At 63.0% G+C, this 25427-nt stretch carries 20 protein-coding genes and 3 pseudogenes; 16 read left to right on the top strand and 7 right to left on the bottom strand.

All coding sequences use genetic code 11. The features are described 5' to 3' along the window. Window position 1 precedes the first annotated feature (1 nt). Both traL and LOZ77_RS01155 read right to left on the bottom strand, forming a co-directional pair. A complete protein-coding gene (gene traL, locus LOZ77_RS01150) occupies window positions 2–289 on the bottom strand; it encodes a type IV conjugative transfer system protein TraL (RefSeq protein WP_006834208.1) in 288 nt (95 codons plus the stop codon). Window positions 290–323: 34 nt separating this feature from the next. Next, on the bottom strand, window positions 324–653 hold the full coding sequence (locus tag LOZ77_RS01155) for a hypothetical protein (RefSeq protein WP_230280462.1): 330 nt from the start codon (window positions 651–653) through the stop codon (window positions 324–326). Between the two features lie 367 nt (window positions 654–1020). Between LOZ77_RS01155 and LOZ77_RS01160 the strand changes: the two genes are divergently transcribed. The 4 genes from LOZ77_RS01160 (at window position 1021) to LOZ77_RS01175 (ending at window position 3975) form a co-directional block, all read left to right on the top strand. Continuing rightward, a complete protein-coding gene (locus LOZ77_RS01160; protein ID WP_230280463.1) occupies window positions 1021–1512 on the top strand; it encodes a hypothetical protein in 492 nt (163 codons plus the stop codon). Next, a complete protein-coding gene (locus tag LOZ77_RS01165; protein WP_230280464.1) occupies window positions 1505–1720 on the top strand; it encodes an AlpA family transcriptional regulator in 216 nt (71 codons plus the stop codon). Before LOZ77_RS01160 ends, LOZ77_RS01165 begins: the two co-directional genes overlap by 8 nt. 167 nt (window positions 1721–1887) lie before the next feature. Next, entirely contained in the window at window positions 1888–2667 is a 780-nt protein-coding gene (locus tag LOZ77_RS01170; protein WP_230280465.1) for a hypothetical protein, read from the top strand. A gap of 126 nt (window positions 2668–2793) precedes the next feature. After that, window positions 2794–3975 carry a hypothetical protein gene (locus LOZ77_RS01175; protein ID WP_230280466.1) on the top strand — a complete coding sequence of 394 codons (1182 nt, stop codon included), beginning with the start codon at window positions 2794–2796 and terminating at the stop codon, window positions 3973–3975. A 558-nt stretch (window positions 3976–4533) separates the two neighbouring features. Here the strand turns inward: LOZ77_RS01175 and LOZ77_RS01185 are convergent. After that, the gene (locus LOZ77_RS01185) at window positions 4534–4923 is read right to left on the bottom strand and encodes a hypothetical protein (RefSeq protein WP_230280467.1); all 390 of its coding nucleotides are present in this window, start codon (window positions 4921–4923) and stop codon (window positions 4534–4536) included. Between the two features lie 2562 nt (window positions 4924–7485). Here LOZ77_RS01185 and LOZ77_RS01190 point away from each other — a divergent pair. From LOZ77_RS01190 to LOZ77_RS01195, 3 genes and pseudogenes are all read left to right on the top strand, one after another. Further along, window positions 7486–8208, top strand: a pseudogene (locus LOZ77_RS01190) (translocation/assembly module TamB domain-containing protein); the annotation flags it as partial. Between the two features lie 125 nt (window positions 8209–8333). Further along, window positions 8334–8591: pseudogene (locus tag LOZ77_RS17905) on the top strand (translocation/assembly module TamB domain-containing protein); the annotation flags it as partial. Further along, window positions 8591–8785 (top strand): hypothetical protein, encoded by a 195-nt coding sequence (locus tag LOZ77_RS01195; protein ID WP_230280468.1) that lies wholly within the window; start codon window positions 8591–8593, stop codon window positions 8783–8785. The pseudogene LOZ77_RS17905 and the gene LOZ77_RS01195, both read left to right, overlap by 1 nt. 77 nt (window positions 8786–8862) lie before the next feature. On the opposite strand, the gene LOZ77_RS01200 is transcribed toward LOZ77_RS01195, so the two are convergent. Continuing rightward, window positions 8863–10485 (bottom strand): M20/M25/M40 family metallo-hydrolase, encoded by a 1623-nt coding sequence (locus tag LOZ77_RS01200; RefSeq protein ID WP_370638092.1) that lies wholly within the window; start codon window positions 10483–10485, stop codon window positions 8863–8865. Between the two features lie 142 nt (window positions 10486–10627). Between LOZ77_RS01200 and LOZ77_RS01205 the strand changes: the two genes are divergently transcribed. The 4 genes from LOZ77_RS01205 to LOZ77_RS01220 all read left to right on the top strand — a co-directional run bounded on the left by LOZ77_RS01205 (window position 10628) and on the right by LOZ77_RS01220 (window position 17309). After that, window positions 10628–11230, top strand: a complete 603-nt coding sequence (locus LOZ77_RS01205; protein WP_230280470.1) for an RNA polymerase sigma factor — start codon at window positions 10628–10630, stop codon at window positions 11228–11230. After that, the gene (locus tag LOZ77_RS01210; RefSeq protein WP_230280471.1) at window positions 11227–12291 is read left to right on the top strand and encodes a FecR family protein; all 1065 of its coding nucleotides are present in this window, start codon (window positions 11227–11229) and stop codon (window positions 12289–12291) included. The genes LOZ77_RS01205 and LOZ77_RS01210 overlap by 4 nt, the downstream gene beginning before the upstream one ends. Before the next feature lie 135 nt (window positions 12292–12426). Continuing rightward, window positions 12427–15555 (top strand): TonB-dependent receptor, encoded by a 3129-nt coding sequence (locus LOZ77_RS01215; protein WP_230280472.1) that lies wholly within the window; start codon window positions 12427–12429, stop codon window positions 15553–15555. Between the two features lie 23 nt (window positions 15556–15578). Then, a complete protein-coding gene (locus tag LOZ77_RS01220) occupies window positions 15579–17309 on the top strand; it encodes an amidase (protein WP_230280473.1) in 1731 nt (576 codons plus the stop codon). A 115-nt stretch (window positions 17310–17424) separates the two neighbouring features. On the opposite strand, the gene LOZ77_RS01225 is transcribed toward LOZ77_RS01220, so the two are convergent. Next, on the bottom strand, window positions 17425–19422 hold the full coding sequence (locus LOZ77_RS01225; RefSeq protein ID WP_230280474.1) for an MFS transporter: 1998 nt from the start codon (window positions 19420–19422) through the stop codon (window positions 17425–17427). A 411-nt stretch (window positions 19423–19833) separates the two neighbouring features. Here LOZ77_RS01225 and LOZ77_RS01230 point away from each other — a divergent pair, with 411 nt between their 5' ends. The 3 genes from LOZ77_RS01230 to LOZ77_RS01240 all read left to right on the top strand — a co-directional run bounded on the left by LOZ77_RS01230 (window position 19834) and on the right by LOZ77_RS01240 (window position 22611). Then, window positions 19834–20427: a hypothetical protein gene (locus tag LOZ77_RS01230; RefSeq protein WP_230280475.1), complete on the top strand. Its 594-nt coding sequence runs from the start codon at window positions 19834–19836 to the stop codon at window positions 20425–20427. Between the two features lie 328 nt (window positions 20428–20755). Beyond that, the gene (locus tag LOZ77_RS01235; protein WP_230280476.1) at window positions 20756–22078 is read left to right on the top strand and encodes an Hsp70 family protein; all 1323 of its coding nucleotides are present in this window, start codon (window positions 20756–20758) and stop codon (window positions 22076–22078) included. Beyond that, window positions 22075–22611 carry a GreA/GreB family elongation factor gene (locus tag LOZ77_RS01240; RefSeq protein WP_230280477.1) on the top strand — a complete coding sequence of 179 codons (537 nt, stop codon included), beginning with the start codon at window positions 22075–22077 and terminating at the stop codon, window positions 22609–22611. The genes LOZ77_RS01235 and LOZ77_RS01240 overlap by 4 nt, the downstream gene beginning before the upstream one ends. Here LOZ77_RS01240 and LOZ77_RS01245 read toward each other — a convergent pair. Both LOZ77_RS01245 and LOZ77_RS01250 read right to left on the bottom strand, forming a co-directional pair. After that, a pseudogene (locus LOZ77_RS01245) lies at window positions 22521–22751 on the bottom strand (exopolysaccharide biosynthesis protein); the annotation flags it as partial. The gene LOZ77_RS01240 and the pseudogene LOZ77_RS01245 sit on opposite strands and share 91 nt — an antisense overlap. A gap of 1 nt (window position 22752) precedes the next feature. Beyond that, window positions 22753–23496: a ZIP family metal transporter gene (locus LOZ77_RS01250; RefSeq protein ID WP_230280478.1), complete on the bottom strand. Its 744-nt coding sequence runs from the start codon at window positions 23494–23496 to the stop codon at window positions 22753–22755. A 133-nt stretch (window positions 23497–23629) separates the two neighbouring features. Between LOZ77_RS01250 and LOZ77_RS01255 the strand changes: the two genes are divergently transcribed. Beyond that, a complete protein-coding gene (locus tag LOZ77_RS01255) occupies window positions 23630–24067 on the top strand; it encodes a DUF2231 domain-containing protein (RefSeq protein ID WP_230280479.1) in 438 nt (145 codons plus the stop codon). Further along, complete coding sequence (locus tag LOZ77_RS01260) at window positions 24064–25359, top strand: sorbosone dehydrogenase family protein (protein ID WP_230280480.1); 1296 nt, start codon at window positions 24064–24066, stop codon at window positions 25357–25359. The genes LOZ77_RS01255 and LOZ77_RS01260 overlap by 4 nt, the downstream gene beginning before the upstream one ends. Window positions 25360–25427 lie beyond the last annotated feature (68 nt).

Genomic DNA, 25427 nt, shown 5'->3' on the forward strand with positions numbered 1-25427 from the left:
CTCAGCCCGCCAGCAGGCGGCAGTGGGAGGGCGGCGTGGCTTTCAGCCCCAGGAAACTCCCGGGCAGGTACCAATATGCAGCATGCACCAGTGCCGAACCGGCGCCGCGTGCCTTTGCCTTCCGCAAGGCAAGCCAGGCCCCGGCGGCCAGGCCGATACCGATGAAGATATGCTGCGAGAGAATGCCCCAGGCGAAGGGAATGAGAATCCCTGCAAACTCGTCGATGGTCCAGAAGCCGATGAGCTCCGGGTCGTCGAGCCGCCGTGGAACGAGGTACCTGTCAGCCATGATGCCGCCCTCCTGTCGTAACCGGATCCGCTGATCAGATGACCGCGGTCACGACCGAGGTGACGATCGGCACGCCGGTGCCGACACCGATCCCGACGCCGACCGGCACCGCGACCTGGCCGAGCGAAAAGCGCCCGGAGGCAAGGCCGATCAGACCGCCTGCAAGGCTGAGCACGGTGATGATCTTGCCGCCCGAGCCTTCGAGGAAGTCGGTGAACTTGGTCAGCGCGGGATCGAAGGTGGTGTCGGCGCCGGCAAAGGCGGCACCGGCGCAGGCCAGCGCCACGCAGGCGGGAAGAATGTAGTCGCGGCCACGAGCACGGTTGAGCGTGCGCTGCTGGGCCGAAAGGGCAGTCTTGGTCATGGATGGAAACTCCGAGGGATTGAACATCAGTCAGCGATACGTTCGCTGTATGTTCTTTCCTCTCCCCGGACCCGGGCTGTAGGAAATCGGAAACTGGATTTCAGGGCTGCCGACCAAGCAAAAAGCGACATCTGGAGGTGCATTGGCCGGGATTCGCGCAGGCTGATCGCCAACCAGCGCCGACTGTGCCGGCTTCAGAGCGAAGCGAGCCGCGATCTGCGTGAACGCGACCGGAATTCGCGCGAATCATTGAAGGAAGCTGATTCGTTCCTTCCTCTATGTTCTCTACATGTTCTTTTTATTTTCCTACAGGCTTCCTTCGCGGTTAGCCAGTGAGTCGATCACCTCTAGAGATAAGGATTCGTCGATGACCAAGATGGCGCTCTTTGCCGAACAACAGGTTCGCGCCGACCTCGCCCGGCTGCTCTTGGCGGCCGTCGAAGCCAGCGGCCGTGCCCGCTGCGACATCGCGCGCGATGCGCAGATCCATAAGGATGCCTTGCGCCGCGTCCTTGCCGGCGAACGCTCGGCAAGCCTCGGTGAAGCCTTGCGCATTCTTGCCGCGAGCGGAGTTGCGCCGCACGCACACCTGCTCCTCTTCCTCGTCAGCAGCGGCGATCACGCGATTGCATGGTTGCAATCGGACCTCGCGCAATTCTTCGAGGACTTTTCCGGCGAACTGCCTGCAGCACTCGAGCGTGTCCTGGGCAACCAGGTTCATGACGTGAAGCCGCGTTGGGCCAAAGGCACCGCGCACCGGGTTGCGCGCTTGCTCTCCGACCACATCGATGAGCTTGAACGAAAGGATGCGCTGCTCGGCGATGTCTTTGCCGGTGTCGAAGGAGGCCATCGTGGGTGAAGAGATCGACAAAAGAGCGACGGAGTCTCGCCGGGTGACGCGGCTCATTCGCTTGCCCGAGGTTCAGCACCGTGTCGGGCTTGGCCGTTCGACGATCTATCGCTGGATGGCCGAGGGCAAGTTTCCGAAGCCGGTACAGCTGGGCGGCTACGCGGTAGCGTGGTCGGAAGAAGATGTGCAGGCTTGGATTTCGGCAAAATTGGAATGAAGAGTCTGCTACCGAAGGGCTCTGCTCGATACCCCTATAACATCGCGCAATTGCTCCGAACGTTACCGTCTGTCGCAAGCGACAACAAGCGCTCCTACTTCGAAGGAGACAAACCCGTCGTTACCTCATAATGGACCTACGTCAGGGACGAAAAGAGGCGTAATCATTTGGAAAATAGTGCGATTGTGGAAAGCGCGATCCGCAGTCTGGCGAACACGATGAGGCTTTATGGCGAAGCGCAAATGCGTTTCGGCAATTTGGTCCAAGTCGATCCGGAAGAAGCCGTCGACAATGTCGATCGCGCATTCGAAGCCAAGCTCGAAGCGTTTCATACACTTTATGATGTTTCGAAGGAGCATTTCCCGTATTTTGAGCATGGGGATACTGGCCTGTTAATTGCCATCCGGAACGCGATCCACCATCGCAATCATCCGCTGTTTCACAGTCTGAACTGGCGCCTGCGTCTCGATGATGGCGGGGCCGCGCGGCTGCTCGGAGCCTCATTCTTGTTGGCATTCCACCCAACGCTTCATGGCTCTCCCGTCCGAATGTCGCACCATGTAAAGTTGGATGATGTCGATGCGCGGCTCGACCCTAATCGTCAATCACCTTATCTCGACGTTTCGCTCAGGCGAATAAAGGCGGCTGAGCGCTTTTCCTTGATAGATCGTCAGCTCCGACTTCCCGCAATCCGCGAATTTGGCTCGCGGGAAGGATATCCTGGCGATCAAGTGTATTTGGACCTCATGCCGATCTTTGTATCTGCAGTTTCAAAGGTGTTTACCAGACTGAGCGCGACGGGATTCAAGTTCAGGGGGTTTGATGCCGAAACATACTTGGTTCCCTTCACTACAGAGCTCCAGGTGGACCTTGCAGATGTGAAATTTGCAGAATTGCGTCTGCGCGGTTGGGGCCCTCTTGATCTCATCCCGATCCCCATCGAATGATGGGCGCGGCATCCGGCACAGACATCAGAGCGGGCTGAGATTACACGTCGACAGACCGCCTAAAGCAACACAATGTCACGAAAATATACGCGACCAGAATTCTACGACCTCGTTTGGTCGAAACCCATGACGCATCTAGCCAAAGAGTTCGGGTTATCCGACGTGGCGTTGCACAAGATTTGTCGCAAACATGATGTCCCGAACCCTCCGGCAGGCTGGTGGGCGAAGCATGCTGCAGGTCACGAGGTTCAGCGAACACCTCTACCCAAGTTGAAAGCTGGGATTTCTGGCACAATTAGTATTACCGGAGGGGAGCTTCACAATCAGCCCGACAGCGTGGTGCGTAGCCGTGAAGATGCGCGCGTACGAGCGTCCCAATTCGATCCCGAAGTTACAGTTCCGCAAAACGCCATCGTGACGCGATCGATGGCAAAACTGCGCAAAGCCAAACCGGATGTGCAGGGCCTTGTGAAGATTTCCCAAGTGGGCCTCATAGCTATCGAGATTGCACCTGCGTCGGTCGATCGGATTGAATTGGCCCTCAATCGTATTACCGCAGCCGCCGAAGAGCAGGGCTTCAAATTACGCCAGAAGGAAAAACAGATTGCGTTCACTGACGGCACCATCGTCGTGCCTTTCCGGCTAAAAGAAGCGGTACGTCGTACCAAACACGAGCCCACTGCCGAGGAGTTGGCAAAGGACGAACGGGAGCGGAAGCAACGCGAAAGGCGGTGGGCCCGCAAGGATTGGGACTTCACCCCGCGGTTCGGTCTTAATAGCCGTTGGCCGGAATGGGATTACGATCCCACCGGCAAGGTCTCATTCGAGTTCGACCTTTACCTGCGATACTCGTCCTCTCTTCGTCGTTCGTTCAAGGATGCGAAGGTCCAGCGACTTGAGAACATGGCCAACGATATCGCGATCGGGCTTGCTGTCCTTGCTGCAGCGAAGCGCGAGGATGAGCAGCGCGCTGAGGAAGATAGAATTCGGGCTGAAGAAGCTGCCCGCCGACGCAACGAAGCGAAGCGGCTTGCCTACATTGAGGAGCGCCGCCTCAAAGTTCTAGAGGTGGCTTTCGAGAGGATGGAGAAGCGTGATCGCTTGCGCCGACTTGCTGATCAGATTTCGGATGAACTCAAAGGAACCCATTCGCCGCGGGCCGCCGAGTTCATCGCCTGGCTGGAACGCCACCTTGAGCAGGCCGAGAGAGATGCCGATGTTCGAGGCCTGGAAGGCCTGTTTGCTAGCGAAGACGTGTTCGGCTCTGATGATGACAAGGGTTTCTATCCCGACCGCTACGGTTGGTAGCAGATCCAACGCGAGGCGATCTCTGTGAAGGCACTGCGGAGCTCGGCTCGATCGTCAGCGCTGTGAGAAGCGAGATTGACCGCGGCCTTGGCAGAAAATCTGCGTGGTTCGCGTAGCGGGGCCATTGATCGTCCATCTTGCATCTGGCTCATGCGGTCTGGTTGAACTAACGGCTTGCCATGTCTCTGCAAATCTTCGAAGAATTCATTCCGGTCCTGACCAATCTGAGCCCGGCCCAACTACGCAATCCGTGCGAAGTGGCGTCTCTTCAAATCTATTTCGGTGAAAGCGTGCTGCTGCCTGAATATCGCGGGCAGGGTATCGGCCACGCCTTCTTCGACGCGCGCGAAGAACATGCGCGGGCCGAGGGCGCGAATGCGGCCTGCTTTGCCTCTGTGATCCGACCCGGACGATCATCCGCTGCGCCCTGCCAGCCATCGTCCCCTCGACGGGTTCTGGCAGGCGCGCGACTATGCGCCGGTCGATGGGCTGATCACGCAACTGGCATGGCGGGAGCATGGCGAACCGGTCGAAACGCCCAAGGCGATGCAATATTGGCTACGCCGGTTCTGACCCGCTCGGATCGCGCATGTCCCAGCGCAGGCTGCGGCTGGACCGGGCGGGAACATCGATCCGCATGACTTGATTGCCGCGATGCGTTTCGATCTTCTTCGATCCGCTCCGCAAGCGCATCATACTGGCGGGGCCGAGCGCCAGTTCGAAGGTCACAGGCTGATCGTTGGGGTTGAAGATCACCGCTTCCATCCCCGCCCATTCGCCGCGTGCCAGGGCCGCGTCCCTGTCCTCCACCGACCCCTTGCGCGAACCGCATTCGAACAGCACCGGCGTGGCGTTCGACAGGGCGATCTCCACCTCGTCGCCCACAGCAAAATCGCGCATGCCGTCTTCGGCGACCAGCAGCGGGCCAAAGCGGCTGGGTTCGAACACCGCGGCGCGACGCTTGCCGGTCAGGGGCGGGCGAGCGGCGACACGGTCAAGCTGCTGCTGGATGCCGTTCCGGAGAGCAATCGCCTCGCGCTCGATCTCGATCTGCAGGCACCAGCGGGCGGAGTGATCGCGGCGATGGCGGGTTTGACAGAGCCGCTGTCGCTGAAGATCGGCGGTAGGGGAGACTGGTCGCGGTGGGACGGCTCGCTGAACGCCGATCTTGCGGCATCAGAACTCGCCAGGCTCGATCTGACCGCGCGTGACGGCACCTTCGCGGTCAAGGGGCCAACGCGGATCGCGCGGCTATTTCAGGGGGCGACGGCGGCGCTGCTCGGTCCGGTGATGGCGATCGATCTGACTGCGACGCCGCAAGACCGCAGGATTGACCTGTCCGGCCATGTTTCCAGCGATGCGTTCCGCCTTGAAACCGATGGGATCGTCGATCTGGCCACAAGCAGCTTCGATAAGTTCGGGCTGTACTTCACCCTGTTCAAACCATCCGCACTGGCCAAAAACCTGAGCGGGCGAGGCATCGCGGCCAGGCTCGATCTCGACGGTGCATTCGCAACGCCGCGCGTGGCCTACAATATCGCGGCCGCGCAGATCATGATGAACGACACGGGGCTTCGCGACCTTACGGCCAGCGGATCGGCAACGGTGGATGCGGATCGCATCCTCATTCCCGTCAGCGCGCGGGTCGCGCGGATCACGGGGCTGGACACGGTGGCGGGCGGTTCGCTTTCGAACGTCACGCTTAATGGCGATCTCGCGATCGAGGGAACGCGCATTCTGTCGGACAATATGCGCCTGAAATCCGATCGGATCGATGCGGGCCTGATCCTTGTCGCCGACACGTCCAAAGGGCTCTATACCGGCGCGATCGACGGGCGGATCGACAATTACCAGGTCGAAAGCGTCGGGGTGTTCGATATCCGGACCGATCTCGACCTGCGCAGCGAAGCGCAAGGCTTTGCGCTTGCAGGCCGGGTCGGGGTGCGGTCGCGATCGATCACCAACGAAAGCGTGCGCGGTTTCCTTGGCGGCAATGCGGTTGCGGGAGCGGATGTCCGCTACGGCCCCGATGGCACCATCCGGTTCCGCAATCTAAGCGTGCAATCGCCATCGGTCGCCATTCGCGGCGGAACCGGCAGCTATTCTCCGGACGGGCGGATCGTCTTTAACGCTGACGCCGCCACCGACCAGTACGGGCAGGTCGGCGTGCGCGTCGCCGGAACCATCGCCGATCCGCGCGCAACGATCACGGCAGAGCGGCCCGGTTTCGGCATCGGGCTCGCCAATCTTAAGGCGCGCGTCACCGCGGCGCGTATTCCCGAAGGGCGCGGCGGCTACCGGCTCGATGCCAGCGCGGATACCGATTACGGACCGCTGACGGCGGATGTGGTTATCGGCACCGGGGAGGCGCTCACGCTTGACATCAACCGGGCGAATCTGGGCGGCCTCGCCTTTGCCGGGGCGTTGCGGCAGACCCCGGCCGGGCCCTTCGCAGGCCGCCTGACCGCAAACGGCCAAGGCCTTGGCGGGGTTGTGCGGCTTGATGCGCAGGGCCGTTACCAGCAGGCCTTGATCAATCTTCGCGCGAAGGATGCGTCGCTGCCCGGCCCCGCCGGACTCACGATCGGATCGGCCATCATCGATGCACGGGTGGTGCTCTATGATCAGCCCTCGATCGTTGCCGACGCCCAGCTTTCGCAAACGCGGTTCGGCACCCTGAACATCGCCGTCGCTCGCGCGGTGGTCGATTATCGCGCCGGGCGCGGTACGGCGAAAATCCTGGCGGAGGGCACTAGCGGCGTGCCGTTCCGCATCGCCGCCAACGCCGATATGGCACCCGAATTGTGGCGGGCGGCGATCAAGGGACGAGCGCGCGGTATCGATTTCCGCACGACGAGTCCGGCGCGCATCATTCCCAAGGGCGGCACGTATGAATTGCTGCCGACGCGCATCGATTTCGGCAAGGGCAATATCCGGCTCGCGGGCACATACGGGTCCGGGATCAAGGTGCAGAGCCGGATGGAATCGCTCCAGCTCGATATCGTCAATGCCTTTGTCCCCGGACTGGGTTTGGATGGCGCGGCATCGGGAAGCCTGGACTTTGAACAGGCCAATGCTGCCGCCTTCCCGCGCGCCGATGCAAGGCTCAAGATCAAGGGGCTCACCCGCACCACCGCGGTTTCGGTCAGTCAGCCGGTCGATATCAGCCTTGTCGGCAAGCTGCTGCCCGATGGTGGCGAGGCCCGGGCCGTGTTCCGCCGTCGCGGGAGCGTGATTGGCCGATTGGTCGGTTCGCTCAAGCCGCTGCCGCCGGGATCGGGTCCGTGGATGACGCGATTGATGGAGGCCCCGCTGGGCGGCGGCATCCGTTATAATGGACCGGCGGATACGCTGTTCTCGCTCGCCGGACAGCCCGACCAGCGGTTGACCGGCCCGGTCGCGGTCGCTGCCGATTTCTCCTGCCGCGTTTCGGCGCCCTGCCTTTCAGGCGTGGTGCGCGCCAACAAGCTTACCTATGAAAACCAGACCTACGGCACCCGCCTGTCCAACATGGCGATAGAAGCCCGGTTCAGCGGCGACCGGCTGGAGATCCAGCGCCTGGATGCGACGGCGGGCGACGGCACGGTCAATGCAAAAGGTTACCTGAGCCTGGCGGCGGACAGCGGCTATCCGATGGATGTGTCGTTGCAACTCGATGATGCGCGGCTGGCGCGAAGCGATGCCATCTCGGCGACCGCGAACGGCACGCTGCGGCTTAGCAAGAGCGCGGGCAGCGATGCGCTGCTGTCAGGGAAGATCGTCCTGCCCGAAACGCGCTACCAGATCATTCGCCAGGGGAGCGCGCAGGTGCCCGAACTTACCGGGGTGCGGTTCAAGCCCCCGCGCGGGCCGCAGCGCATAACCGGCGACGAACCGGTCGAGCCGCAGCCGGGGCTGTTCTCGCTGTTGCGCCTCGATATTGCCCTCGACGCGCCAGAGCGACTTTACGTGTCGGGGATGGGGCTGGAATCGGAATGGAACGCCGATCTCAAGGTCGGCGGCACCAGCGCCGCGCCGCGGCTGTCGGGCTCGGTCGAGCTGGTTCGTGGTACGCTGGGATTTGCCGGCAGGTCTTTCGAGCTGACCGAGGGCCGCATCGGGTTCACCGGTGGGACCGAGATTGACCCGACCATCGATCTGGTCGCGACCGACGACATCGAGGACGTGACCGTAAATGTGAACGTCGCAGGGCGCGCGACCGATCCGGAAATCACCTTTTCCAGCGTTCCCGGCTTGCCGCAGGACGAGATCATGTCGCGCATCCTGTTCGGCAATTCGGTCGCCAATTTGTCGGCGGTGCAGGCGGTGCAACTCGCGGCGTCGCTCAATTCGCTGCGCGGGTCCGGTGGCGGGTTGAATCCGCTGCGCAAGGCTTTACCGCCACTGGAATCGACAGGCTGCGCATCCTTGGGTCCGACGACGCAACCGGGCGCGGCACCGCCCTGGCCGCAGGGCAGTATCTCACCGACGATATCTACGTGGAACTGATCACCGATGCGCAAGGCTTTACCGCCACGCAGCTGGAGATCAGCCTGACCAAGACGTTGTCGGTCCTGACGCAGGCGGGAGGGTCGGGAGGTACCGACCTGAATCTGCAATACAAGAAGAACTACTGATGCGGCAGATTGCGTTGCTACTCGTGCTGGGAATTGCAGCCTGCAAGCAGCCGCCCAATTTCGACGAGCGCTACAAGGACGCCAGCACCCGGATTGAGAAACAGTCAGCCAGCATCGAAAACGAACTCAAGAGCCGTGAGGAGAGCGAACCCGCGCATCCGTCGGGACAGCACCGAGATCCTCCTTCTGACTAGCACTACTTTGGCGGATCTGCGATCTGGCTCTTTCTAAGCGAGAATCCGCAGCGAATTACGTTTCCGCCAAGGAAGCGCTAGTCTCGCAGCTTCGCGAATTCGGATGACGCCTGCCAATGCGGCCAGCGGTCGGAATGCGCGAGGTCGCTGCCGATTGCATAAGCCATATCCACGTCCTGCGCAGCACCGCTGAAATCATAGGACGCGCGCCAGTTGTCGCAGGTCTGGTGATAGCAGTCGCGCGTGAATTCGGTCACCCATCGGTCGCCAGCCTCGCGGCCCCCATTTTCCAGGTCCACCCCACCACCCAGCGCCATCATGATCAGCGCAGGAACGCCGCGCTTGGCAAAGGCGAAATGGTCGGCGCGATAAAACAGGCCACGCTCAGGGTGCCCATCGCGGGTGATCGTTCTTCCCTGCGCCGCCGCGGCAGAGGCAAGGTCGTTTTCCAGCGTGCTCTGGCCGGCGCCGATCAGGATGAAATCCTTGGCCCGGCCGTTGGGCTGCAAGGTATCGAGCGTGATGTTGGCGACCATCTTGTCCACCGGGTAGAGCCCCGACGCCATGAAATGCTCCGCCCCCAACAGGCCGCGTTCCTCGGCGGTCCAGAACCCGAACAGCACGGTGCGGTCGGGCGCAGGGCCCTCTTTGAACATCCGCGCCAGTTCGATCACGCCAGCCACGCCCGACGCATCGTCCAAGGCGCCGCGGCGAATGGTCTGCCCGTTGGCATTGGCTGTGGGCGAAACGCCATAGGCATCCCAGTGTGCGCCGAACGAGATCGTTTCGTCGGGCCGCACGGCACCGGTGATCTTGCCGATGACATTGTGGCTTATCACGGTTTCGCTGGAAACGGGGACATCGGCATCAATCGTCAGGCCGGTCAGGGCCACCGGCTTGAAATCCCGGCTGCGGGCGGCCTTCGCCAGCGCATCGAGATCGAGGCTCGCGGCGGAAAACACGCGCTGCGCCGCCTCTGCCGAAAGCCAGCCCTGTGCGATCAGCCGATTGCTGCCGCCGTCAGTGGCGGCGATGTCGTAATTCTCGCCGCGCGGCGCCACGATCGTGTTCCAGCCATAGCCTGCGGCCGGGGTGTCGTGGACGATCAGCGCGCCCACCGCGCCGCGGCGCACCGCTTCCTCGAACTTGTAGCTCCACCGTCCGTAATAGGTCATGGCCTGTCCGCCGAAGGTCCCGGCCAGCGGATCGGTTGCGGGAAGGCCGAAATCGGGATCGTTGACCAGGAACACGGCGATCTTGCCGGCGATGTCCGCGCCCTTGAAATCGTCCCAGCCATTTTCCGGCGCATCGACGCCATAGCCGACAAACACCAGCGGCGCGGCCGCGATGCGGGCGCGGTCCGTATTGCGCTGGGTGCTTATGTAAACGTCCTTGCCCTGCACCAGCGGGATGATTCCGGCTGGTGTGTCCAGTGTGAGCTGGACCGAAACATCGACCTGCGTGCGCACCAGCGGGACGTCCTGCGTCCACGAACCGTTCGGCCCGCCCGGTTCTACGCCCGCACGTTCAAGCGCCTGCGCGATATAGGCGATGGTCACTGTTTCGCCCTGGGTTCCGGGCGCGCGTCCGGCGAATTCGTCGGAGGCAAGATCGCGGATCATCGAGGACATCCGGTTCGCATCGGTGCTGGCGGCCGCGACGGGTTTTTCGCCATCGGCGGTTCCGGCCTGCGGCGTCATGCAGCCGGACAGGAGCACGGTCAGGGGTGCGAGGAATGGTGCAAGATTATGTTTCAATGTGATTTTCCGGTATTTTCGGACGGGCTTGACACATTCAGACTAGGGCATCCATCATCGCGTTGCCAAGGGAGGCATCGCCGAAATGACGGAATTTATATCCGCCAAGCCGTCAGCCGGCGGGGCGGACAACGCGAACGCGGCAGCGACAGCCGAGAGCAACGCCCAGCTTGCCGGGTGGCTGTGCGAGAGCGACCGCGAGCATCTTATTGGATATCTTTCGCGCGCGCTGCGCGGGAACCGGGCCCTTGCTGAGGACATGACACAAGAGGCGCTGACCCGAATTGTCGTTTCGGGTCGGCGCTATGTCGATACCAGGGCGCGCGGCCTGCTTTATACGATCGCCCGAAACCTGCTGACCGATCATTATCGCGAAGAGATTGCACAGGCCGAGGCGATGCAGACGCTGGGCGTGATTGGTGAGGACAGTGACACCCGCAGTCCGCTTCACGACCTTGTCGCCAAACAGGATGTAGACCGGGTGCGCACGGCCATCCTGGCATTGCCTCCGCGTTGCGGACAGGTCTTCGTTCTCAACCGGTATGAACATATGAGCTATTCGGCAATCGCCCGGCATTTCGACATCAGCGTCTCAGCGGTCGAAAAGCATATCGCCCGCGCGCTCCGCCATCTGGTCGAAGCGCTTGAGGATGCACCGGGCAGCGATGCGGTGTCGGCACCGCGATGAAACATTTTCTGCGAACAGGTGGTCCGGCCCGGTCGGCGGTGCGCAAACACATCCTGCGCGAACGTGCGGGCAATGATGACGAGCGTGCGGGCACGGCGCCCCTGCCGGAATTGTCGGGGGCGGATCTGGACGTGGCCTACGCCTGGGACGTTGCGGGCATTCTGGAATCCGATCCCGCGATCGCGCAGATCCGGATGGCTGCGATGGGCGCGGTTGCGGGTGAGGATGAAGGCGAGGCGGTTGAGTGCAGAGCGGAAACAAGGTCGCGCCCCGCAATCGGCAAGGCGCTCTGGGCCGCGACCGGTGTGGCGCTGGCGGCATCGCTTGCCACGATTCTGCTGGTTCAGCCCCGGATCGCCTCATCCGTCCATGATGTGGCCACGGCATTCGGGGCCCCTGCCACCAGCAGGCCCACGGCCACCGCAGACGAGGTTGAAATCCGCACCATCCACGGCCAGCGGCGCAGGGCCACGCTGGCCGATGGCAGTACGGTGGTGCTCGACGCGACGACCCGGCTGTTCGTATCGACTGCGGGCGAAGAGCGGCGCGTGCGGCTGGTCGCGGGCCGCGCCATGTTCGATGTCGCGCATTCGGCCAAGCCGTTCATCGTCGAATCGAACGGTGGCGAAACGATCGACCTTGGCACAAGGTTTGTCGTCGAGGACACCGGCACCGACACCCGCGTCAGCCTGATCGAGGGCAGGCTCGCCGTGCGCACCCGGGCCCATGACGTTCCCGTCAACCTGCTCCCCGGCGAAAGCGTGAGCTACACCGCGCAGGGACCGGTCTCGCCCATCGCGGCGGTTCGCGACGATCCGGCGGACTGGACGCGCGGCCATCTGGTGTTCAACGAAACACGGCTGGCCGAAGCGGTTGCCACTCTGTCGCGCTATTCCTCGCGGCCGATTACTGTCGATCAATCCGCCGAACTGCAGAACCGGCGCGTCAGCGGCATCTTCCTGATCAGGGATCGCGAGGAGTTCGCCTCCGCCCTGGCTTCCGCCCTCGATCTGCGGGTGGAGAAAAGCCCCGATGGGTCCGATCGCCTGATCGCCCGCTGATTGTCCTGTTCCCTCCCGTCTTTACGGGGCTCGCGGTTTTTTTTGGGGCGCGGGGTGGGGTGATGGCCTCGTTCTCCGTTCACCTTGTGGAAGGCGGCGGGATTGATCGCCTCAGAGAGCAAATCAGGGGGTTTCATGAGCATCCGGAAGCTATTCAATTCGCGTATCCTGGGCGGCGCCGCAGCGGCCGCGATCATCGTCGGCGGAATGGCCGCCACGCCCGCATCGGCCAACGCAGCGCCGATCCAGTTCGAAATTGCGCGGCAGAGCCTTGGCAGCGCGCTCAACCAGCTGGCGTTGCGGTTCGACCGCCAACTCGTGCTCGAAAGCGGGCTGGTCCGCAATCGGACGACCGCAGGGCTCAAGGGCCAGTACACGCTGGAACAGGCGCTGGACCGGCTGCTGGTGGGCACCGGCCTGAACTATGCGATCAAGGGCAATACCGTCATCATCCGCAAGGCCGGGGCGGGCCGGTTCATCCCGGTTTCCGCCCGCAGCGAGCAGGCTTCGGCGATGTCGGTGCAGGACGGCGAACCGCTGCCCGCAGGCGCGGTCGTCGAATCCGCAGCCGAGGAACCGATCATCGTTACCGGTTCACGCATCGCCCGCACCGGGTACGACACGCCACAGCCAGTCACCGCGATCGACAGCCTGGCGATTGAATCGACCGGCGTCAGCAATATTGCCGACGTGCTGACTCGGTCGCCGGTGGTGGGCGTGGGGCTTGGCCAGGCCAATTCGTACTACAACTCCGACGCGGGCGCCTCGTTCATCAACCTGCGTGGGCTTGGCACCAATCGCACGCTGGTGCTGGTCAACGGACGCCGCCGTGTCGCGGGGACCGAGCGCTCCTCGGCGGTCGATCTGACCACCATCCCGGCCAATATGGTTGAACGGATCGAAGTGATCACCGGCGGCGCCTCGGCCGTCTATGGCGCGGATGCGGTCACTGGCGTGGTCAATATCACGCTGAAATCCGACGTGCAGGGCGTGGAACTGAGCGGTCGCAGCGGGATTTCCAGCCGGGGCGATGGCGAAAGCTATTCGCTGGGCGCGCTGGTCGGCTCCGATTTCGCCGACGGCAGGGGCAAGGTCGTGCTGGGGGCTTCGTACAATCGCGAACATCTGTTGATGGCGAACAAGCGCGAGTTCGGGCGCAACCAGGTCGAATTGTTCTCAAACCCCGACAACACCGGACCCAACGACGGCATCTACGATTCCATCGCAATCGCCAATTATCGCTATACCGGCACGACCTACGGCGGCACCTATAATATCGGCGACACCGCCTACACCTATGACGAGAATGGCGTGCGCCCCTTGCAGAACGACCAGCGTGTGTCGTTCTGGGGTGTTGGCGGCGACGGCTTCGACGATGCCGATTTCCGTCCGCTGCGCAACGGCAGCAAGGTGTTTGCGGCCACCACCCATCTTGAATACGAAATCAGCGACCGGATCGGCCTGTTCGCCGATGCCCAATACGCCCGCACCAAGACCGAGGCACCGCTGCAGCCGAGCTTCGACCTGGGTGGTGATTTCACCCTTACCTACGACAATCCGCTGATCCCCGACGATGTCCGCGCACTCATGGACGATGCCGGGATGACCGAGCTGACCTTCGGGCGGACCAATTGGGACCAGGGCCAGCAGGTCCGCTACGTGGACCGCGATACGGTGACCGGCGTGGTCGGACTTGAAGGCAAGATCGGCCGGTTCGACTGGCTTGGGTTCTATCAGTACGGCCGCTACGAGGCGGATTCGAAGGTGACGCATAATCGCATCACCTCGCGCTTTATGCAGGCGCTTGACGTGGTCGATGGCGTCGATGGCCCGGTCTGCCGCGATGCGGCTGCGGTTGCGGCCGGGTGCGTACCGCTCAGCGTTTTTGGATCGAATGCGGCTTCGCCCGATGCGGTGGCGTATTTTGATTATACCAAGCGTCGCAAGGTCGTGAACACACAGCAGGTCGCGGGCCTTCAGCTTAACGGCGATCTGTTCGATCTTCCCGATGGCGCGGTGCAGATCGCGCTTGGCGCGGAATATCGCAAGGAAACCACCAAGGCAGTTCCCGATCCGCTTTCCGCGATGGGAGAGCTGTGGCGCGATACCGACAACCCGGTCGATGCCTCGTTCGATGTGAAGGAAGTGTTTGGCGAAGTGCTGGTCCCGATCCTGTCGGGCCGCCGCTTTGCCGAGGAGCTCTCGCTTGAAGGCGCGGTCCGCTTTTCGGATTATAACACTATCGGCACGACCACGACCTGGAAGCTGGGGGCGCAATGGGCGCCGGTGAACGACATCCGCTTCCGCGTGACCCGTTCGCGCAGCGTTCGCGCCCCGAACCTTGCCGAATTGTACAGCGCAGGCTCGGTCTCGAACGTCTTCATCATCGACCCGTGCAACGCTGCGACCATCGATCTGGGCAGCACCAACCGCGCAGCCAATTGCGCGGCACTGGGCCTGGCTTCGGGCTACAGCGACCCGGAGGCAAACGCCTTCAAGTTCGTCGTCACCAGCGGCAACCCCGATGTGAACGAGGAAACCTCGAACAGCTGGACGGCGGGCGCGGTCATTACGCCGACGTTCCTGTCAGGCTTTTCGGCCTCGGTCGATTGGTGGAAGATCGACCTGAGCGGCGCAATAGGCACGGTTTCGGAACAGCGCCTTGTCGACGATTGCGTCGATGCCAGCACGATCGACAATCCGTTCTGCAGCCAGATCGCGCGGAAGGGCAATGGCGCAATCGGATCGATCAACGTGGCGCCGATCAATATCGGTTCGCAGAACGCCGAGGGCATCGATTTCGGCGCGACCTATCGCACCCCGATCGGTGCGGCGGATCTGCGCTTCAACGTGTCGGGCACCTATCTGATCAAGAACGAACTTGAAGTCGTCAGCGGCGATCCCACCACGCTCGACGTGTCGCGCGGCGAAGTGGACAATCCCGATTGGCGCGTCAACTTCACGCCCGGGATCACCGCAGGGCCGTTCAGCCTCGACTGGACGGTGCGCTATATCGACAGTTCAAAGGTCGACGTGCAGCTGAGCGACGAGGGGCGCAGCGACAACAAGGTTTCGTCGAAGCTTTACAACGACATCTATGCTGCGCTGGAAGTGACCGACCGGATGAATTTCTACGCCGGGGTCAATAATCTTTTCGACGTCGATCCGCCATTCAGCCGCGAAACCTATCAGGGGAGCGCGCGCGGTGCGTTGTTCGACAATATCGGCCGTTACCTTTATGTCGGTGTGAACGCTTCATTCTGACGACGAAGATGATGGGAGGGTCGGTGCACAGTTCCAACCGCCGCGCGATCCTCAAACGCATGGCCGCCGCCGGAGCGATTGCTACCGGCGGCGGCCTTGTGTCGGTCAATGCGCGCGCCGCTGCGGCGTCTGGCACGGCAGAGATTGCCGATGTCTGCCAGCCGCTGACCGGGCTGACCTTCGACGCGGCCGAACAGCAGCAGGCCCTGGGTGCGATCGACGATATCATCGACCGGGCCCGCACGATCGCTTCGCTGCGGCTGGATAATGAACTGCCACCGGCGGAACTGTTCGATCCCCGGCTGACTTCGTGGGAGCCCGTTGCGGCATCTGGCCCCGAAGCATGCCCTCCCGAACTGCCCCCGCTTCCCACCTCGGCAGAAGACATCGCCTATGCCCCCGCCTGGCAATTGTCCGGCTGGATCAGGACCGGCAGGATTTCCGCCGTTGCGCTGACGCGGCTTTATCTGGACCGGATCGCAGCGCGGGCCGGGCGGCTCAACTGTATCGCCACGCTTTTGCGGGATGAAGCGCTGACAGAGGCAGCCGCACGGGATCGCGATCTGGCGCGCGGGATATGGCGCGGGCCGCTTCATGGGTTGCCCTATGGTCTGAAGGATCTGGTCGATACCAACGGCATCCGCACGGCCTGGGGCGCAGAGCCCTATCGCGACCGTATCGCCAAGCGCGACGCGACCATCGTCACGCGCCTGCGCGAGGGCGGGGCAGTGCTGCTGGCCAAGACCAGTCTTGGCGCGATTGCCTATGGCGACATCTGGTATGGCGGGCAGACGCGCAATCCGTGGAACATCGAGGAAGGCTCGTCCGGATCGTCCGCAGGCAGTGCCGCGGCGGTTGCCGATGGTCTGTGCGCCTTTGCCATCGGGACCGAGACGATGGGGTCGATCATCGCGCCATCGGCTCGCTGCGGCACGGTCGGGCTGCGCCCCACCTTCGGGCGGGTGCCGCGCACCGGCGCGATGGCGCTGTGCTGGTCGCTCGACAAGATTGGCGCGCTGGCCCGCGATCCGCGCGACACGCTTGATGTCGCGCGCATCATGGCCGGGCCCGACGGGCAGGATCCCTGCGCAATCGCGGAACCGTTTCCGCCCCTCCCGCAGATCGATCCCGCAACCGTGAAACTGGGCTATCGCGCGGAATGGTTCGAAGATGCCCTGCCCAGCGATACCGCTGCGCTGGATGCCGCCTGGAAGGCGGGGTTCGAACTGGTCCAGATCACGATGCCGGACATCGACCTCGCGCCGCTGGGCAATATCGTCGTGCTGGAAGCAGCCGCCGCGTTCGAGGAGCTGACCGCAAGCGGGCGCGACGATGCGTTAAGCTGGCAGGACGATGCCGCCTGGCCCAACAGCTGGCGTTCGGCCCATTTCGAAACCGCCGTCAATTATATCCAGGCCCAGCGGGTGCGGCGCATGGTGATGCAACGGTTTGCCGAGGTGATGCAGGGCGTGGATGCCATCCTGCATCCCAACGATGCGGGCGGCCTGCTGACGATCGGCAACCATTGCGGCTATCCGGCGCTCATTTTTCCCACGGCCTTTCTCGAACAGCCGACGCGGACGGGTTTTGCCGATTATGTGGCGCCTGTCGCTGCCGCCGAAGGGACTGCGCTGCACACGGTGCCCTTCGCCACCACGCTGACCGGCCGGCTGTTCGACGAAGCGAGGCTTGTGGCGATCGGGACCACGATAGCCGATGCAATGGACCTGCCCCGGCTCCGGCCCATGGTGTGAGCTTGCGAAACCGGGTGCGAAGTGCCGATCGAGGACAGGCGTCGTCCGCTGTCGGTTTTTCAGGACGCGCCTTGTGAGCCGATTTCACGCTGGCGAAGCCGGGCAGCAAGCCGGATTACAATACGGGCCGGGGCGGCGAGTTCAGGAGATCGCGGGCAAATTCCTTCACCATCGCCCTGATCTCGGCATGATGTTCCGGTGACCATCCTTCCAGAAGGACCGTAAGCCGGGCTCTGTAGCCTTCGGCGATGCGCTCGACCGTCGCACGCCCTTCATCGGTCGGCACGATCGCTCCCCCTTCTCGGTTCGCGAGCCCCTTTTCCACCACCCGGTCGGCAATCTCCCGGACCTGATCCGGCAGGAGCGAAAGCCCTTCGCCAAGCCGGTCCGGAGAGGTTGCGCCCTCGTGCCGGGCAAGCCAGACCAGCAGCCAGATCTCGTCGGGCGGCAGTGTAACGCCGCCGCGCGCGGCAATGCGGCCGATCGCGTCCCACCGATTGTCGGGTCGGCTCAGCCGATCGAGGATAAGGCGCAATTCCTCAATTGAAGTGGCATCGTGCGGCACCGCGAAGCTCTCGCCAATGGTCTCGGCGCGTGCCTCCTTCAGCGGCTGCTCCTTCAGAAACCAGCTGATCATGAAGGCGATGGCGCCCAATGCGGCAGCGGTCAGGAAGACGGGATGGAGCGCGGAGGTAAATGCCTCCAGATAGGCGGTGCGCACCACGACCGGCAGGGCCGCAACGGCCGCAGGATCGTTTGTTCCGGCTGGCGGGCCGCCGGGGAAGCGGTCGGCCAGCCCGCTCGCCAGCCCCGCAGCGAAGATCGCGCCGAACAGCGACACGCCCACCGAACCGCCCGTGGATCGGAACAGTGTCGTGCCCGAGGTCGCAACGCCAAGATGACGGTAGTCGACCGCGTTTTGTACCGCCAGCACCAGCACCTGCATCACCATGCCCAAGCCCATGCCAAGGACCAGCATATAGCCCGATGCCGCCCAGACGCTGGTTTGCGTTCCCAGCGTCGAGAGCAGGAACAGGCCGATCGTCATTACCGCCGTGCCCGCGATGGGGAACAGTCGATAGCGTCCAACCCGGCTGATTATCTGGCCGCTTATGATCGAGGTGACGAGCACTCCGCCCATCATCGGGGTAAGCTGCAAGCCGGCCGTGGACGGGCTCACGCCTTTCACCGTCTGAAGGTAAACGGGCATGAAGGTGACCGATCCGAACATCGCAAGCCCGACGATGAAGCCGACGATACAGGCAACCGTGAACGTGCGGTCTGCGAACAGGGCCAGCGGCAGGATAGGCTCCGCAGCCCGATATTCGATAACGAGAAAGCCGAACAGCGCCGCAACCGAGAGTGCGATCAGGCCCAGAATCTGGGGAGACCCCCAAGCCAGCCCATTGCCGCCAAGGCTGGTGAACAGCATCAGCGCGGTGAGCATTACCGCCAGCGTCAGCGCCCCGGCTATGTCGATCTTCGGGCGACTGCGGGCAGCCGGTGCTGTGAACGCCCAGCCGATGACCGTCAGCGCCAGCAGCCCAAGCGGCAAGTTGATATAGAATATCCAGCGCCAGCTCAGATGCTCGACAAAGAAGCCGCCGATCAGCGGGCCCAGAACCGTCGACAGCCCGAATACGCCGCCGAAATAGCCCTGGTAGCGACCGCGTTCGCGCGGAGGGATGATGTCGCCGATCGCCGCCATGGTGGTGACCATGAGGCCGCCGCCGCCCAGCCCCTGGATGGCGCGAAAGATGATGAGCTGCACCATTGAGCCGGCGAGTCCGCACAGCGCCGATCCCGCCAGGAACAGCACCAGCGCGCTCTGCAGCACGATCTTGCGCCCGAACAAATCGCCCAGCTTGCCGTAGAGCGGGGTGACGATCGTCGTCGCCAGCATATAGGCGGTGACGATCCATGATAGATGGGCAAGCCCGCCAAACTCGCCCACGATGACCGGCAAGGCGGTCGAAACGATGGTCTGGTCGAGTGACGCAAGCAGCATGACCAGCATCAGCGCGCCGAAGATCAGCCGGACCGGCTGCGCAGGCGAACCCGGCTCGAAAGGTGCTGTGGATAGGGAGTTGGGCAAGCGGAAAATCTCTGCCAATTAGCGTTTTGCGACCAATTCGCCCGGTACCGATAATGCGTTACCAGGGTGGACCACAAGTTCGTTGTTGTGAGTTTCAGCCCCGGCCTTTCCTGCTCCTTTGACGTCGCGAAAATGATCAAGCGCGAATGACCTTGCCGCGCCTACGCGCCGATCATTATCCCAACGCCTGGCGCCAGCGCGCCGCCTGTCCGGGATGGACAGGAGCAATCCAGAAGGCAGCTGGGCTCACAATATTTTCAGAGGTTGCGATCCGTTTCGCTGATTCTTCTCGCTTGTCTAGTTGAGGACGCATTTTCGCGGCCTCGTATTGGGGGGCAAGCGATGCGTGGATTTGAACGGGGGTTGGCCGAACTGGGGTTGGCTGGGGTTTCACGGTGCAATCTGCTGCGGGGGGCGTCCGCATTGGCCGTGGCCGGCTTTGTCCTGGCGGCCGGTACGGTGCAGGCCCAGCAAGTCCTTGTGGGAACGGTCGAGTGCCCGGTCGTAGCCGAGGAAGCGGTCTGCACCGGCGATCTCTTGGACGGTGTGATCGGGGACCAGACGATCTTTGCCGGGGCGCTTTCGACCATCACCATTCGTGACGTTACAGGCCCGATCGAGCCTGCGGGAATTTACGGCATTGGCGCTGACCGCAGCAATGGCAGCCTGACCATCAATGTCGCGGACGATGTGGTCATCAACACCTATGACGACCCCGCCATCGCCAATCCCGCACAAGGTATTATCGCGATCGTGCGCAGCGGTTTCGATGCCGCCGTCGACAGCGGTGCCGCCATCACGGTGGATGGACGCGGCCAGCCGGTGGCCGGGATCGAAGTCGCGGTCTTTTCCGACGCCAGCAACATCGGAATCGTCAATCGCGGATCGGTGACCGTGTCCACGACCGACCAGTTCGGCGCCGCACTGGTCGCGCAGGCTGGCACTTCGAGCGGGAACATCGATATAACCAACAGCGGTGCGCTGGACGTGACGACCGGTCCTGGCGGGAGGGCTATGGGCTGATGCGACAGATCGAGGACAAGCACGCCTTGTCCGAACTCGATCGCTCCGTGTTGATGCCGCGCCTGGCCAATTATGTGGCCAGGAACTGCGACAACGGCCCCCCTCGGGCCGGCATGGGGAAGGAGCTCTAGCTGGCGGGCAGAGCGCCAACTCTAGCTGGCAGGGCAGGGCGCCCTGTCTGAACCGCATCTGTTCCATGACCGGCACGAGAAATGCTGGACACAGGAGTTGCGGCGGCTATGCGCGCCTGTTCACGCGAGCCTTCACACCCAGAGCATCGTCGCGCCGCAACCATGACCCGGCGCCGCCATGCAAGTCAGAGCCTGCCATGCCCCATCATTCAAACGCCCCGCGCGCCGTCGGGATCGACTTCGGCACGACCAACTCGGTCATCGCCTGCATGGCGGACGATGGCGAGGCGGAGCTGATCGACTTCGCCGCGCAGGATGGCACCGGATCGGTGTTCCGGTCCGCGCTTTGCTTCTGGCAGGACGATGCGGTGCGCGGCGGGCTGGGGCACGAGGCTGGACCTTGGGCGATCTCCGAATTCCTGGATTTTCCTGAGGGCAGCCGCTTCCTGCAATCGTTCAAGTCGCTCGCGGGCAGCAGGCTGTTCGAACAAGCCAACCTGTTTGGAAAGCGGCTGAAGTTCGAAGACCTTGGCCAGATCTTCCTGCAGCACCTGCTGGATCATGGCGGAGACCGGCTGCGCAACCTGCCCGACCGCATCGTGGTGGGCCGCCCGGTCCGCTATGTGGGGGCAAGCCCCGATCCGGCCTTGGCGAGGGTCCGCTACGATGCGATGTTCGCCCTGCTCGGTCGCCCGGTTCAATATGTGTATGAACCCTTGGGTGCAGCCTACAGCTTTGCCTCGCGCCTGACCGATCCCGCTACCTTGCTGGTCGCGGACTTCGGCGGCGGCACCAGCGATTTTTCGGTCGTGCGGATAGAGGCGCGCGGATCGGAACGGCGCGGCGTTCCGTTGGGATCGTCGGGCATCGGCATCGCGGGCGACCGTTTCGACTACCGGATCATGAATCACCTGGTGCTGCCCTTGCTGGGCAAGGGTGGCACCTATCGTTCGTTCGGCAAGGTGCTGGACATCCCCGGCGGATATTTCACCGATTTCCGCGATTGGTCGCGCCTGTCGCTGATGCGCAACCGGCGCACGCTGGACGAACTGGCGCATCTGGAACGCAACGCGACCGATGGTGCCGCGATCCAGCGCCTGATCGCCGTGGTCGACAATGAACTGGGCTATTCGCTTTATGAAACGGTTGGCCGGTTAAAGCGCACGCTTTCCAGCGAAACCCATGCCCCGTTCCGGTTCGAAGGTCCGGGCATCGCGATCGAGGCGGAAGTCGCCCGCAGCGATTTCGAAAGCTGGATCGCGGCGGATCTGGCGCGGATTGCAGAAACGGTGGACGAGGCGCTGGCCAATGCGGGGCTTCGCCCCGACCAGATCGACCATGTCTTCCTGACCGGCGGGTCGTCGCTGATCCCTGCGGTGCGCAGATTGTTCGAGCAAAGGTTTGACGAGAGCCGAATTGCCAGCGGCAATGAATTGACCTCCATTGCCCACGGCCTTGCCCTGATGGCAGAAGACCCTGAGCTGCATCAATGGGTGGTGCGCGAAGAGGAACCGCAATGAGCGTCGCATTCCGCCGGGACAGTGATGAAGAGCATCTTGAGCCCAAGTTCGAACGCCCGATTCCGGCCGGCCCGAATTTCGTGACGGCGCGCGGTCTTGCGCAGATCCGGGCGAACATCGTCGCGCTCGAAGCCCTGCTGCCGGGTCTGGCGGAGGAAACCGAAATCGCCGTGGCCAAGCGCGATTTGCGCTATTGGCGCGCGCGGCAATCCACCGCGCAGATCGTGGACCGGGCCGCTGGCAAAAGCTTTGCGTTCGGTCACACCATCGGCTTCCGGCTCAACGGCCAGGACCGATCCATCACCATCGTCGGGCACGACGAGGCGGAGCCGACAGCGGGGCTGCTGTCCTACTCGGCGCCACTTTCCCGGGCGATGGTCGATGCGGAAGTCGGCAGCCAGAGGTGTTCCTTGCCGAACAGCAGCTGTGCGGCGGTGATCGCGATGATCGTGGCAAGCAGGGTAGGCACGCCGGGAATGCCGCCGATAGGCGTGATCTCGATCAGGGCCGGCAGCATCAGGGCAGGTCCGTAGGATCGGTCGCCCACGGCATCAAGGACGTCGCCGATCGAGATCCGGTCCTGCTTGTCGGCCAGCCGCCGCAGAGTGCCGAGAATGTCGCAGACCGAATGGACGTTTTCGCTCTCGCCTTCGTTTGAAGAAACCTCGCTCATGTCATTCTCCCAGATAGGCGGATGTCAGCAGGAGGGCTGCAAACCCCAGGGCAAAGGCCGTGCTCGACACGCGCCGGGGCGCCTGCGGCTGGTCGGCTTCCGGGACAATGTCCTCGATTGTCGCTGTCAGCAGCAGCCCGGCAAACAGCGCGAGCACGAAGCCGGTCAGCAGTTCGCCCGCATCGGCCAACACGGCATAGCCCGCAAGGGCGCCAAGCACGGGCAGGAAGGGGTAGAGTGCGAGTGCGCTCCATCGATGCACTCGTGGAATATCCGCCGAGCGGAAATTGGCGGCAATGGCGAAACCGCCCGGCAAATTGCCCACCACCTGCGATACTGCGAGAAGGACACCCAGGCTAGTCGCGACCGCGCCGCCTCCGCCCGTCATCAGTCCGTCCGTGAACAGATCCACTCCGACAGCGGCATAGGCTCCCCAAGTGGTGGCGCGGCCACCCAGGCCCTCCATGCGCGCGCGCAACAGGCGAGTGGCCTTGGCGATGCCCGCCGAGCAAACGGCTCCGGCGATCAGCGCGAGGGCCAGTATCCACGTCTCCACCCGCTCTTGCGATCGCGGGATCAGCTCGATTGCGGCCACTGCGGTGGCAATGCCTGCCGCAGCATGCATGGCCCCGCCCACGAGCCAGCCGGGCGGTTTGCGCCATTCGGCAAGGGCAATGCCGATCAGGTTGCCCAGCGACGGCAGCAGTGCAAGAGCGAGGATGGCGAGAAGGCTAGTCTGACCCATGCCCACCAACGGCCTGTCGGCGCAAGAGTGCCATTTTTGCCGACAAATCCGGAAACTTCCGCAAATCCGGAAACCTGGCCGGTGTCGCACGTTGAGAAGCTGTTACGCGGAACAAGCGACCAGGAGATCAGCGATGAGCAAGGGCAATCTGACGGTAAAACCGTTCTTGTCGCCGGTGCATGCGCTCCTGCTCGCATTCCCGGTCGCGCTGTTTCCGGCGGGCCTGCTTTCCGACCTCACCTATCTCAACACTGCCGAGATTCAATGGTCCAACTTTTCGTCCTGGTTGATAGCCGGGGCGAGCCTGGTTGCAGGCCTTCTGCTCCTTTGGGCACTGGGAAGCCTTTTCCAGGGTCGCCTGCGCGCACGTACGGGAAGGCACTTGCTCTACATCGTGCTGGTTGCGCTCATGTCCGTGGCGGGCACCGTCAATGCGCTGCAGCACGCGCGCGACGGCTGGCATTCGGTCGGGTCGTTGGGCGTCGCGCTCTCCGTTCTTTGCACGGTGGTGGCGCTGCTGCTCGGGATTCTGGCGCATACGCGTTTCTTCGTCAGGGAGAAGGTCGCATGAAATATGCTCTCGCAGTCTCTTCGCTTGTGATCGCCCTGGCAGCCTGTAACCCGGCAAGCGACAACCTAGACCAGACCGGTAGCGATCCGGTTCTGCCCGAACAGTCCGATGCGCTGCTGCCGGCGATGAATATCGCGACGCCCGAGAGCTGGGGCGACGGCCTGCCCACGGTTCCCGAAGGCTTTACCGTGTCCGCCATTGCAGAGGACCTGCAAATCCCGCGTCAGATGCTGGTCCTTCCCAATGGCGATCTGCTGGTTGCCGAGGGTTCCGGCGGCAATGCCCCCAGCCTGCGCCCGAAGGACGTCATTGCAGGGATAATCAAGTCGCGCGGCACGACGAGCATTGAGGGCGGTGACAGGATAACCCTGTTGCGGGACGAAGACGGTGACGGCGAGACCGATCTCCAAACAGTGTTCATCGACGGGCTCGATGCGCCTTACGGTCTCGCAATGATAGGCAGCACTCTCTACGTCGCCAACCAGGGCAATCTGGTGCGCTTCGAATATACCGAAGGCGCAACCTCGATCGAGGGTTCCGGTGAGGAAGTCACCGCCCTGCCGGCCCGCATCAATCACCACTGGACCAAGGCGATGACCGCGAGTCCGGACGGCTCTTTTCTGTATGTTGGTATCGGATCCAACAGCAATGTTGGCGAGCGCGGGATGGACGTAGAGGAAGACCGCGCGGTGATCTGGGAAATCGATCCGGCAACAGGTGCGAGCCGGATTTACGCATCCGGGATTCGCAATCCGACTGACCTGGCCTTCAATCCGTGGACGCAGCAATTATGGGCCGTCGTCAACGAGCGTGACGAATTGGGGCCGGAACTCGTGCCCGATTACCTGACCTCGGTGCAGGACGGGGCCTTTTATGGCTGGCCCTACAGCTATTGGGGCCAGACGATCGATCCCCGCATCCGCCCTCAGCGACCTGAGCTCGTTCGTCGGGCCGTGGTTCCCGATTACGCTCTCGGCTCGCACGTTGCCCCGCTGGGCCTGAGCTTCGTGGCCGATGGTGGATTAGGCAGAAATTTTACCGACGGCGCGCTGGTCGGGCAGCATGGCAGTTGGAATCGCTCTGATCTTGCCGGCTATCGGGTGGTGTTTATTCCGTATCGTAACGGACGTCCTGTTGGCGATCCTATCGATTTCCTCACTGGCTTCATTGAGGACGGCCAAGCCCGCGGTCGCCCGGTGGGAGTAACCTATGATCCCGCACATCAGGTAGTTTATGTCGCCGATGATCTGAGCAATACGGTTTGGCGTGTGGCTCCTGTAGCAAGCGATTGACGATCCTCCCTGTGAATGTCGGGCGCTGCACAGCTTTTTCGGTCAGCACATGCCGAGGGACGCGAGCT

This window comes from Croceicoccus sp. Ery15 (assembly GCF_020985305.1).
GTDB lineage: Bacteria > Pseudomonadota > Alphaproteobacteria > Sphingomonadales > Sphingomonadaceae > Croceicoccus.

What these genes read in the sequence shown, in the direction of transcription:
- traL (WP_006834208.1), bottom strand. Translation starts at nt 289, where the DNA reads ATGGCTGACAGGTACCTCGTTCCACGGCGGCTCGACGACCCGGAGCTC.
- LOZ77_RS01155 (WP_230280462.1), bottom strand. Translation starts at nt 653, where the DNA reads ATGACCAAGACTGCCCTTTCGGCCCAGCAGCGCACGCTCAACCGTGCT.
- LOZ77_RS01160 (WP_230280463.1), top strand. Translation starts at nt 1,021, where the DNA reads ATGACCAAGATGGCGCTCTTTGCCGAACAACAGGTTCGCGCCGACCTC.
- LOZ77_RS01175 (WP_230280466.1), top strand. Translation starts at nt 2,794, where the DNA reads ATGACGCATCTAGCCAAAGAGTTCGGGTTATCCGACGTGGCGTTGCAC.
- LOZ77_RS01195 (WP_230280468.1), top strand. Translation starts at nt 8,591, where the DNA reads ATGCGGCAGATTGCGTTGCTACTCGTGCTGGGAATTGCAGCCTGCAAG.
- LOZ77_RS01200 (WP_370638092.1), bottom strand. Translation starts at nt 10,485, where the DNA reads ATGACGCCGCAGGCCGGAACCGCCGATGGCGAAAAACCCGTCGCGGCC.
- LOZ77_RS01205 (WP_230280470.1), top strand. Translation starts at nt 10,628, where the DNA reads ATGACGGAATTTATATCCGCCAAGCCGTCAGCCGGCGGGGCGGACAAC.
- LOZ77_RS01210 (WP_230280471.1), top strand. Translation starts at nt 11,227, where the DNA reads ATGAAACATTTTCTGCGAACAGGTGGTCCGGCCCGGTCGGCGGTGCGC.
- LOZ77_RS01215 (WP_230280472.1), top strand. Translation starts at nt 12,427, where the DNA reads ATGAGCATCCGGAAGCTATTCAATTCGCGTATCCTGGGCGGCGCCGCA.
- LOZ77_RS01235 (WP_230280476.1), top strand. Translation starts at nt 20,756, where the DNA reads ATGCCCCATCATTCAAACGCCCCGCGCGCCGTCGGGATCGACTTCGGC.
- LOZ77_RS01240 (WP_230280477.1), top strand. Translation starts at nt 22,075, where the DNA reads ATGAGCGTCGCATTCCGCCGGGACAGTGATGAAGAGCATCTTGAGCCC.
- LOZ77_RS01250 (WP_230280478.1), bottom strand. Translation starts at nt 23,496, where the DNA reads ATGGGTCAGACTAGCCTTCTCGCCATCCTCGCTCTTGCACTGCTGCCG.
- LOZ77_RS01255 (WP_230280479.1), top strand. Translation starts at nt 23,630, where the DNA reads ATGAGCAAGGGCAATCTGACGGTAAAACCGTTCTTGTCGCCGGTGCAT.
- LOZ77_RS01260 (WP_230280480.1), top strand. Translation starts at nt 24,064, where the DNA reads ATGAAATATGCTCTCGCAGTCTCTTCGCTTGTGATCGCCCTGGCAGCC.